We start from the raw sequence: 9,834 nt of genomic DNA, 5'->3' as shown, positions 1-9,834 counted from the left end.
GCATCGCTACCCGTTACGACAAGCTTGCGGCTAACTTCCTGTCAGCTGTCGCGCTCGCAACAGCGGTCGCCTTTTGGATGTGAATGAGTCTGAGCCCTAGTCCAGCGCGGCACGAATGGCGGCGGCGGCGATGAACGGCGCGCCTGCGACCAGCACGAGGCTGACCGCGGCGAGCAGTTTCATCGCGCCGGCCCCGCCTGCGGGATCGAGCGCGCCCGCCCCGAAGATCAACAGCGGGACGGCGAGCGGCAGCATCGCCAGCCCGACCACCGCGCCGCTGCCGCGTACCCCTGCGACCAGCGCGCTCGTCGCGACGGCGAGCGCTGCCAAGCCGGGCGTCCCGATCAGCAACCCGATCTCGACGCGGATCAGCGTATCGAGCGACAGGTCGAACAGACCCGTGGCGATCACCGCCGCGAGCATCAGCGGTGGACCGAAGCTCAGCCAGTGCGCGATCGTCTTGGCGGTCGCGACCGCGGCCATCGACAGCCCGCGTACCGCGAGCTGATCGAACACGCCCGCGTCGAGATCCGGCGCGATCAGCCGCTCGACCGGCAGCAACGCCGCCAGCAGCGCCGCAGTCCAGATCACGCCGCCACCGATCCGCGCCAGCAGCGCACCGTCCGGGCCGATCGCGAGCGGGAACAGAATCGCCACCAGCAGGAAGAACGCGACCACCAGGACAGCGCCACCGCTCGCCACGCTGCGGCGCAGATCGCGGCGGATCAGCGCGATCACAATGCCACCTCGGTGGCATGCGGCAGGTCGAGCGCGACGTGCGTGGCGATCAGCGCGATGCCGCCTTGCGCGCGGTGCTCGGCGAGCAACGCCCGCAGCCGTGCGATCGAGTCGGCATCGAGCCCGTTGGCGGGTTCATCGAGCAACCAGATCGGCGCGCCGCTGGCCGTGACGCGTGCCAGCGCGGCACGACGGCGCTGGCCTGTCGACAGGAGGCGTACCGGAATGTCCGACAGCGCGGTCAGGTCGAGCGCGGCGATCGCACGCGCGACGCGGCCGGTGGGATCGGGCGTCCGGTCGAGCGTCGCCCAGAACCGCAGCGCCGCGCCGAGCGTCTGGTCGACATCGAGCGCGCTTGCCTCGGTCAGCAACGCGATCCCGGCGTCGCATGACACCGTCCCTTCGGACGGCGCGAGCAGGCCCGCGGCGATGCGGATCAGGCTCGACTTGCCGATCCCGTTGGGCCCGGTGACGACCGCCGCATCGCCCGGCGCGAGCGCGAACGACACGTCGGCGAACAGCGGCCGCCCGCCGCGCACGCACGCCACCGCGTCGAAGACGAGCGTCATGCCGCCCGCCCGGTCGCGCTTATGAACCACTGTCGTCGGGCACGGACTCTTCCAGCGCGTGCATGTCATCGTCGCTGAGACCGAAATGATGGCCGATCTCGTGGATCGTCACATGCGCCACGAGGTCGTCGAGGCGGACGCCGGTCTCGATCCATTCCTCGAGGATCGCGCGGCGGTACAGGACGATGCGGTCGGGCATGGTGCCTGAGTCCATCGACGATTTCTCGCCGAGCGGGCGGCCGTGATAGAGCCCGGACAGCTCGAGCGGATGCTCGAGCCCCAGCGCGGCCAGCGTCTCGTCGTCGGCGAACTCCTCGACCACGAAGACGATATCGCCGAGATGCACGGCGAACTGCTCGGGCAGCCTGGCGATCGTCGCGCGGCCGATCGCCTCGATCCCGTCGGCATCTGGTGCCTGGCCGGAGAATGTCGCTTGCCCGCTCATGCGAGCAGCCATACGCGGTGGGCAACGATAGCGGCAAGGGATACGCGGATGGTCGAAGCGCTGAACGAAACCGAACGCGCGGAAGCGCTCGATGGGCTGGACGAGTGGGATTACGACGATGCGCGCGACGCGATCACGCGGACGATCGTGTTCGCCGATTTCGTCGAGGCATTCGGGTTCATGACGCAGGTCGCGCTGATCGCCGAGCGCGCGAACCATCATCCGGAATGGAAGAACGTGTGGAACCGGGTGGAAATCCTGCTGACCACGCATGACGCGGGGGGCTTGAGCCCGCGGGATATCGAGATGGCCGAAGCGATCGACGCGATCCTCGGCGACGCCTGATCTTCTGCCTCGCCCCTTAGCGGGTATCTTCTGCTTCCCTCCCTGGAAGGGAGGGGTTGGGGGTGGGTCGGCCGGTTGGTGGGCGTGACGTCTCGATAACGGGCCGACCCACCCCCTGCCCCTCGCTTCCAGGGAGGGGGGACCGTCAGCCTCGTGTCATGCTGCGGCGCATCCGCTTGCGGAGTGCGCCCGGCATCCACCGTGCTGCGAAGGCCATGCGGTGCGCGGTCTTGCCGACATAGGTGTGGACCTTGTCGCCGTGGACCGCCTCCCACGCGGCGTCGGCGACCTTTTCGACCCCGGTCAGTTCGAGCCCGGCGCCCGTCACCGTCTCGCGGATCGAGTGATTGCTGTTCCCCGCGGCCGAATCGAGCAACGGCGTGTCGATGAAGCTCGGCACGATCGACCGCACCTTGATGCCGTCCGCCGCCCATTCGCCGTCGAGCGCCTCGGTGATCGCGCGGATGCCGAACTTGGTCGCGGAATACGGCGCGAGCCCCGACGAGCCGTAGATCGCCGACGCCGACGCGGTGTTGAGCAGACACGAGCCCGGCGTCCGCTTGAGATACGCATAGCCGATCCGCGCGCCGTTCAACGCGCCGACCAGGTTGATCGCGATCACCCGGTCGATCTCGGCGAAATCGGTCTCCGCCAGCGGTCCGCCCGAGCCCACCCCGGCATTGTTGAACAGCACGTCGAGCCGGCCGCCGCTGATCGCGACGAACGCGTCGAGCGAGGCGGTCCATGCATCGCGGTCGCGCACGTCCATGCGGTAGGTGCTCACCATGCCGTCGGGCAGCGATGCCGCGGTCTCGGCAAGCCCCGCGACGTTGACGTCGGCGAGCCCGACCCGCCAGCCCTTCCGCGCGAACAGCATCGCGGTCGCACGGCCGATCCCCGATCCGCCGCCGGTGATGAAAATGCTCTGCTGCGTCATGACATCGCTCCCCTTATTGTTTTTGCTCATTTGATTTTACGGTATGTTTCCCGCATCCTGCGGGCAGATGCCAGACAATTTGCCAGCGCTCGCTTTCGAACACGTCACCAAGCGGTACGGGTCGACGGTCGCCGTCGATCATGTCTCGCTCGAGATCGCTCCCCGCGCCTTCGTCGCGCTGGTCGGGACGTCGGGATCGGGCAAATCGACGTTGCTCAAGACGATCAACCGGCTGGTCGAGCCGAGCGAAGGCCGCGTCACGATCGACGGTGCCGACGTCGCGGGCAAGCCTGCGCCGGAGCTCCGCCGGCGGATCGGCTATGTGTTCCAGAATATCGGCCTGTTCCCGCACATGACGATCGCCGAAAATATCGCGATCGGACTGCGGATCGCGGGACGACGCGACGAGGCCAAGGTCGGCGAGCTGCTCGATCTGGTCGACCTGCCGCGCGATATTGCGGGACGGATGCCGGACGCGTTGTCGGGCGGGCAGCGCCAGCGCGTCGGGATCGCGCGCGCGCTCGCGCCGGGGGCCAAGCTGCTGTTGCTCGACGAGGCGTTCGGTGCGCTCGATCCGGTCACGCGCGATGCGCTGGGGACACGGATCCGCGAGTTGCACGACCGGCTCGGGCTGACGACGATCCTGGTGACTCACGACATGGCGGAGGCGCTGTTGCTCGCGGACCGCGTGTTGGTGATGAAGGCCGGGCGGATCGTCGCCGACGCGACCCCACGCGAGCTGGTGTCGGGCAAGGGTGGCGACGATGCGCAGGCGCTGGTTCAGGTGCCCCGCGCGCAGGCCGAACGCTTGCAGGCGCTGGTTTCGTGAGCGCGTTTCTCGATGCGCTCGGCCGCGTGCCGCCGCTGCTCGCCGCGCATGTCCTGCTGTCGGCGTCGGCGCTGCTGCTGGGGATCGCGATCAGTCTGCCGCTCGGGATCTGGTCGGCGCGTAACGCCACTGTCGCGCGCGTGTCGCTCGGGTTTGCGAGCCTCGTCCAGACCATCCCGAGCCTCGCCTTGCTCGCGCTGTTCTACCCGCTGTTGCTGAGCCTGTCCGCGCTCGTCGGCGGCGGCATTCCCGCGCTCGGCTTCCTGCCGTCGCTGATCGCGTTGACGCTGTATGCGCTGCTGCCGATCCTGCGCAACGCGGTGGCGGGGCTGCACGGGCTCGATCCGGCGGTGATCCAGGCGGCAGATGCGGTCGGGATGACGCCCGCGCAGAAACTGCGGCTGGTCGAGGCGCCGCTGGTCGCGCCTGTCCTGATCGCGGGCATTCGCACTGCGGCGGTGTGGACGATCGGTGCCGCGACGCTGTCGACGACGGTCGGCCAGCCGAGCCTGGGCGACATGATCTTCGCGGGGTTGCAGACGCAGAACTGGGCGCTGGTGCTGGCTGGCTGCGTGTCGGCGGCGGCGCTGGCGCTGGCGGTCGATGCGCTGATCGGCGGGATCGAATACGGCATTCGCGTGCGCCGGCGCTGGTTGTGGATCGTGTGCACCGCGGTGCTGGTCGCGGGGACCGCCGTGGCGACCGCGCCGCTATGGCCGAAGAGCGGCGGCGACCGGACCGTGGTGGTCGGTGCGAAGAACTTCTCCGAGCAATATATCCTTGCGCGGCTGATCGGCGATCGGTTGGAGCATGCGGGATACACCGTCGAGTATCGCGACGGGCTGGGCTCGGCGGTGGTGTTCGGGGCGCTCTCGACCGGGGATATCGATGTGTATGTCGATTACGCCGGGACGATCTGGGCGAACGAGATGAAGCGGCACGACGTGCCCGAGCGTCGGCCGATGGTCGCGGCGATCGGGGCTTGGGCCAAGCGCGAGCACGGCGTCGGACTGGTAGGGTCGCTCGGGTTCGAGAATGCCTATGCGTTCGCGATGAAGTCGGATGCGGCAAAGGCGAAGGGCGTCGCCAGCCTCGACGATCTGGTCAGGGCGGCGCCGACGATGACGCTCGGCAGCGACCTGGAGTTTCTCGAACGGCCCGAATGGGCGGCGGTGAAGCGCGCCTATCCGCTGCGGTTCGCCAAGACGACGCCGTACAGCCCAACCTTCATGTACCGCGCGCTGGAAAGCGGGAATGTCGACGTGATCTCGGCGTTCTCGTCCGATGGGCGGATCGCGGCGGATCGGCTGACCGTGCTGAGCGATCCGCGGCACGCGATCCCCGGCTACGACGCGATCCTGATGGTGGCACCGAAGCGGGCGGGGGATGCGAAGTTCCTCGCCGCGCTGACGCCGCTGGTCGGGCGGATTCCGGTCGAAGCGATGCGGACGGCGAATTATCAGGTCGACCGCGATGCGGACAAGCAGACGCCCGAGGCCGCGGCACGGTGGCTGGCGGCGAAGGTCGGGCTCTGATTTCCCTCGCCCCTCCGGGGAGAGGGAAGGAGGAGCGTTTGCGACGGGAGGGTGAGGGGTCGTTGGGACGCGCGTCGTGAGCCTCACGTCCCTCACCCTCCCACGCGCAAGCGCGCGCGAGCCCCTCCCTCTCCCCGTAGGGGCGAGGGAGGCTTAGAAGAACAGCTTGCGGATGCTGAGCCTGACCGTGCGGCCTAGCGGATCGAGGTAATCCGGCTGATAGCTGTTCGGCGTCGCGCCGGTCGCGTCGGTGACGCGCTGGCGGGTGTTGAGGATATTGGTGACCGCCAGGCTTACGCGCATGCCGCGCAGCCACGGGTGCGCCTTCACCCATTCGAGACGCTGCCCGAGATCCGCGAACAGCCGTGCGTTGGCGGTCGCGAGCCCGCCGAAGTTGAGCGTCTCGGGTGCGGCCAGCGTGCCGCCGTTCACGCGCGTGCCGCTCGCATATTGCGCCGACAGCCGGACGCCGACGCCGTTGTTGCTATAGCCGGCCTGCGCCTCGAGTTCGTGGCGCGACTGGCCGCCGCTGCTGCCGATCGCGTCGCCGTTGAGCAGGTTCAGGCTCGGGCCGCCGTCGGCGACCAGCACCCGGTCGGTGAAATGCCAGGTGTGGTAGAACGCGAATTGCAGTCGCCCGCCCGCCTGCCCGCGCCCGCCGCCGCCGAAACGGCCGCCACCACCACCAGGACCGCCACCGCCAGGACCGCCACCACCGGGGCCGCCGCCACGGCCACCTTCGCGGGGTCCGGCGCCGCGCGTGCCATCGCCGCCCGCGCCATCGGGTCGACGAAAGCCGCCGGGGGGTTGCAGACCCTCGAACGGATTGGGACCGGTGCCGGCGCGGTACGCCTCGAGCTCCTTCTGGATCTTCGATTTGAGCGGCGCGGAGAAATTGATCCCCCAGCGCAATTCGGAGCGTTCGCTGCGGGCGAAATTGATCGGGCGACTATCGACCTGGAGCAGATTGCCGCTCGCATCGCGGGTAAAGCGATCGGGGAACGCCGCCTCGATCGATGCGGTCGCGCTCGGGAACGCGGCGATCGGATTGTCGACGCGGCTCGAGACGTAGTTCGCGGTGAAGCTCAGATCCTTCTTGCTCCACGGCTTCAGCGTCAGGCCGAGCTTGCGGACGTGGTTGTTGTCCGAGACGAGCGCCGGATTGCCGCCGCTGATCGTCGTGACCGTCGCAGTGGTGCCGCGGACGTAATCGAAGATGCGGACGTTGGGCGTCGTGATCGACGGATTGCCGAGCTGCTGCGCGGTCGGTGCCTCGTCGGTATCGGTGACCGACGCGATCAGCCGCACGCCGTCGATCGGCGACCAGTTCGCACCATAGCCGAGCGTCGTCAGCGTACCGAGGTCCGACAGATGGTCCTCCGCCAGATTGAAGTTCGCCGACAACGTCCCGAGGAACGGCAGCACATCCTTGCCGCGGCTCGAGATCGGCACGTCGATGTTGACCTGGCCGTCGACGGTATCGCGCGATACCTGGCCGCGCTGCGCGAGGCCGGCGCGGTAGGAGCGGCTGTCGAAGTCCGCGGTCTGGCCGCCGAGCTTGATCGTCGTCGAGACGGCCCCCGCGGGCAGGTTGAACACCGTGCCGTTGAGCACCGCGTCGATCTCGCCGGTGTTCTGCGTCGCATAGGCACGATTGCCGGGCGCGGCGCCGATATCGCTCGCCGACAGCCGTGCGAACGGGTTGGCAGTCGGATCGCCCGCGTTCAGTCGCGCCTGGAATGCGCTCGAATCGACGCCCGTATCGGTGAAGGTCTGCGTGTCGCTGCGATCGTAATTGCCCGTGACGTTCCAGCGCCACGTGCCGAGATCGCCGTTGAGCGTGGTGCCGAGATGCGCCGAGATCGACGAGACGCGTTGCGCGAGCGGCAGGAAGCCTTCGTCGTCGAGCGCACGGTTGACGGTCGTGCCGTCGGCGAGCGTGAGCCTGGCGATGGGCAGCCCGTTGAGCCCGCGGCTGTCGGTCGATTCGAGCCGGGCGTTGATCGTCGCACCGACATTGCCGAAGATGTTGCGCGCATAGACGCTGTTCGCGGTGAAGGTATCCGTTGCGGCCTGCAGCGTGCGGTAGGGGGTCGGGTCGACGACCGCGCCATTGGCACCTACCGCGGTGCTGCCGGTGCCGGTCGAGGTCGGGACAATGTCGCGCTCGGCTTCGGTCAGGGCCGAGGACGAGGTGTATTCGGCGTGCAGATTGACGCGGCGATCGCGCGCGATGCTGAGCAGGTCGAGCTTGCCGTCGGGCGCATTGCTGCCCCCCTCGGTCGGCATCGTGTCGACGCCCTCGACGGTGACCGCGCGGAAGCGACGGCGCAGGACGAAGTTCACGACCTTCTGATCGGCGCGATAGCCGTATTTCAGCGCGACCTCCTCGGGCAGGATCTCGACTCGCTGGATCGCCTCGGTCGGGATGTCGCGGATCTCGGAGAAGCTTGAGATGCGGCGGCCGTTGAGCAGGACCACCGGTGCGCCGCCGCTGCCGCGCCCGCTGGTCGTCTGCGGGCTGAGTTCGCTCAACAGGTCGGAAATCGAGCTGACGCCGTAGGAGCGGATTTCCGACTGGCCGATCGTCTGGTCGGGCGGGATATCGCCGATCACCGACCCGCGTGGCTTGCGCGACCCGGTGACGACGATCTCTTCCAAATCAGCCGCCTCGTCCTGCTCCGCGGCCTGCGCCTCGGTAGCGGCAGGCGCTGGCGCTGGCGCTGGCGCAACAGATTGGGGCGCAACAGATTGTGACGGAGCAGACTGTGCGGCGGTCGGCGCCGCAGCCGTTGACGTCGATGCGGGCGCGTCAGGCGCAGGCGCCTGTTGCGCCATCGCCAGCGTGGGCATGCTCGTCGCCAGCATCAGACCCAGAATACGCATACCCGTCACACCCCTTCGACCACCAACTGGCCGCGTGCCGTGCCTAGCCGCCAATTGTCGCAGGATTGTGCCGGGTCAGCGCGCCATGTGCGCGTCCATGTCTTCGAGCGCGACGCCCTTGGTTTCGGGAAAATACAGCAGCACCGTGACGAACTGCACCGCCATCATCGCCGCGAACACCAGGAACGGCACGCCCGCCGACCATGCCGCGGCGATCGGGAAGGCCTGCGCGATCACCGCGTTCCATCCCCAATGGCTCGACGACCCGATGCTCGACCCGCGCGCACGGACGTTCTGCGGGAACACCTCGGAGATATAGACCCAGATCACCGCACCGGAGCCGGGCGCGAAGAACATGATGAACACGATCAGCGAGGGCAACAGCAGCAAGCTCGGCAGCACGCCGAGCAGCGCCAGCCCGCCGACCGTCAACGCCGCGGTCATGCCGGCCGAGCCCCAGAGCAGCAGGGTTCGCCGGCCGATCCGGTCGATCAGCAGCATCCCGAGCAGCGTGAACACCATGTTGGCGACCCCGATCATCACCGCCTGGAGGTCGGGCGAGAGGCTGCCGCCCGATGCCTTGAAGATGTCGTTGAGGTAATAGAGGAACGCGTTGATGCCGCTGAACTGGTTGAACATCGCGACCAGGAAGGCGAGCGTGATCGGCTTGCGGTGACGCGTCCACGACAGGCGCCCGTCGCCCTTGGGTGCATCGAGTTCAGCCTTGGCGACATCCGGGCTCATCCCGATCGTCGCGAGCACGTCCATCGCCTCCGCATCGCGCCCCTTGGTCAGCAGCCAGCGCGGCGAATTGGGGATCCGGAACAGCAACGCCAAGAACACCAGCGACGGCAGCGCGACGATGCCGAGCTTCCACCGCCATTCGCTATCGCCGAGATCGAGCGCACCGATCACCGCGTTCGAGACATAGGCGAGCAGGATGCCGAGGATCACCGCGAACTGGAACCCGCCGACCATCTTCCCGCGCTGCGCAGGCGGTGCGAGTTCGGCGATATAGGCGGGCGCGAGCACCGACGAGCCGCCGATCGCGATGCCGATGACGAAGCGGAAGCCGATGAAGCTGTACCAGTCCCACGCCAGCGCACAGCCGAGCGCGGTGACGACGTAGAGGAAGGCCAGCATCCGCAGCACGTTGCGACTGCCGTAGCGATCGCCGAGCGTGCCGACGAACATCGCGCCGATCAACGTCCCCCACAGCGCCGACGACACAGTGAAACCCAGCCACGCTTCGCTGAGCGCGAACTTGGCCTTCAATGCTCCGGTGACACCGGCGATGACCGCGGTGTCGAACCCGAACAACAGCCCGGCGAGCGCGGCGGTGGCGACGCTGGCGATCAGGACGGTATGCGGCGAGGAAGAGGCGGAGGCGCTCGTGCGCGGCGGTCGGGTCGTTGGCGTCATGATCCCCGTGTCGAACACTTCGCCGATCGCGGCAAGGCCGATGCACGCCGTTTCGACACGCGAAAACACCCGATTCAGGTTCTTCAAAACGCATTAACGAATGCCGGCCTAGCCCCGTCGCGTAACTA

Annotated in this window: 9 protein-coding genes; 3 read left to right on the top strand and 6 right to left on the bottom strand. The window is 68.1% G+C overall.

Annotated elements, in window-relative coordinates:
* Positions 1-96: 96 nt before the first annotated feature.
* From ASF09_RS11310 to ASF09_RS11300, 3 genes are read right to left on the bottom strand one after another with little or no spacing between them, the layout of a single operon-like run.
* Complete coding sequence (locus tag ASF09_RS11310; RefSeq protein WP_060526266.1) at positions 97-738, bottom strand: heme exporter protein CcmB; 642 nt, start codon at positions 736-738, stop codon at positions 97-99.
* Positions 735-1,307: a heme ABC exporter ATP-binding protein CcmA gene (gene ccmA / locus ASF09_RS11305; RefSeq protein ID WP_060526265.1), complete on the bottom strand. Its 573-nt coding sequence runs from the start codon at positions 1,305-1,307 to the stop codon at positions 735-737. Before ccmA ends, ASF09_RS11310 begins: the two co-directional genes overlap by 4 nt.
* A 19-nt stretch (positions 1,308-1,326) precedes the next feature.
* Positions 1,327-1,752 carry a metallopeptidase family protein gene (locus tag ASF09_RS11300; protein ID WP_443025002.1) on the bottom strand — a complete coding sequence of 142 codons (426 nt, stop codon included), beginning with the start codon at positions 1,750-1,752 and terminating at the stop codon, positions 1,327-1,329.
* A 48-nt stretch (positions 1,753-1,800) separates the two neighbouring features.
* On the opposite strand from ASF09_RS11300, the gene ASF09_RS11295 reads away from it, so the two are divergent.
* Positions 1,801-2,097: a 4a-hydroxytetrahydrobiopterin dehydratase gene (locus ASF09_RS11295; protein WP_060526263.1), complete on the top strand. Its 297-nt coding sequence runs from the start codon at positions 1,801-1,803 to the stop codon at positions 2,095-2,097.
* Positions 2,098-2,242: 145 nt separating this feature from the next.
* Here ASF09_RS11295 and ASF09_RS11290 read toward each other — a convergent pair whose 3' ends face one another.
* The gene (locus ASF09_RS11290; RefSeq protein WP_060526340.1) at positions 2,243-3,034 is read right to left on the bottom strand and encodes an SDR family oxidoreductase; all 792 of its coding nucleotides are present in this window, start codon (positions 3,032-3,034) and stop codon (positions 2,243-2,245) included.
* A gap of 67 nt (positions 3,035-3,101) precedes the next feature.
* Between ASF09_RS11290 and ASF09_RS11285 the strand changes: the two genes are divergently transcribed.
* Together ASF09_RS11285 and ASF09_RS11280 are read left to right on the top strand one after the other, a co-directional pair.
* Positions 3,102-3,863, top strand: a complete 762-nt coding sequence (locus ASF09_RS11285) for an ATP-binding cassette domain-containing protein (RefSeq protein ID WP_082444238.1) — start codon at positions 3,102-3,104, stop codon at positions 3,861-3,863.
* On the top strand, positions 3,860-5,398 hold the full coding sequence (locus tag ASF09_RS11280; protein WP_060526261.1) for an ABC transporter permease/substrate-binding protein: 1,539 nt from the start codon (positions 3,860-3,862) through the stop codon (positions 5,396-5,398). The genes ASF09_RS11285 and ASF09_RS11280 overlap by 4 nt, the downstream gene beginning before the upstream one ends.
* 153 nt (positions 5,399-5,551) lie before the next feature.
* Here ASF09_RS11280 and ASF09_RS11275 read toward each other — a convergent pair whose 3' ends face one another.
* A complete protein-coding gene (locus ASF09_RS11275; RefSeq protein ID WP_060526260.1) occupies positions 5,552-8,284 on the bottom strand; it encodes a TonB-dependent receptor plug domain-containing protein in 2,733 nt (910 codons plus the stop codon).
* A gap of 75 nt (positions 8,285-8,359) precedes the next feature.
* The gene (locus ASF09_RS11270; protein ID WP_235529794.1) at positions 8,360-9,775 is read right to left on the bottom strand and encodes a sugar porter family MFS transporter; all 1,416 of its coding nucleotides are present in this window, start codon (positions 9,773-9,775) and stop codon (positions 8,360-8,362) included.
* Positions 9,776-9,834: the final 59 nt, after the last annotated feature.

The organism is Sphingomonas sp. Leaf242 (assembly GCF_001422045.1).
GTDB lineage: Bacteria > Pseudomonadota > Alphaproteobacteria > Sphingomonadales > Sphingomonadaceae > Sphingomonas.
This window is presented reverse-complemented; position numbering and strand designations above follow the sequence as displayed.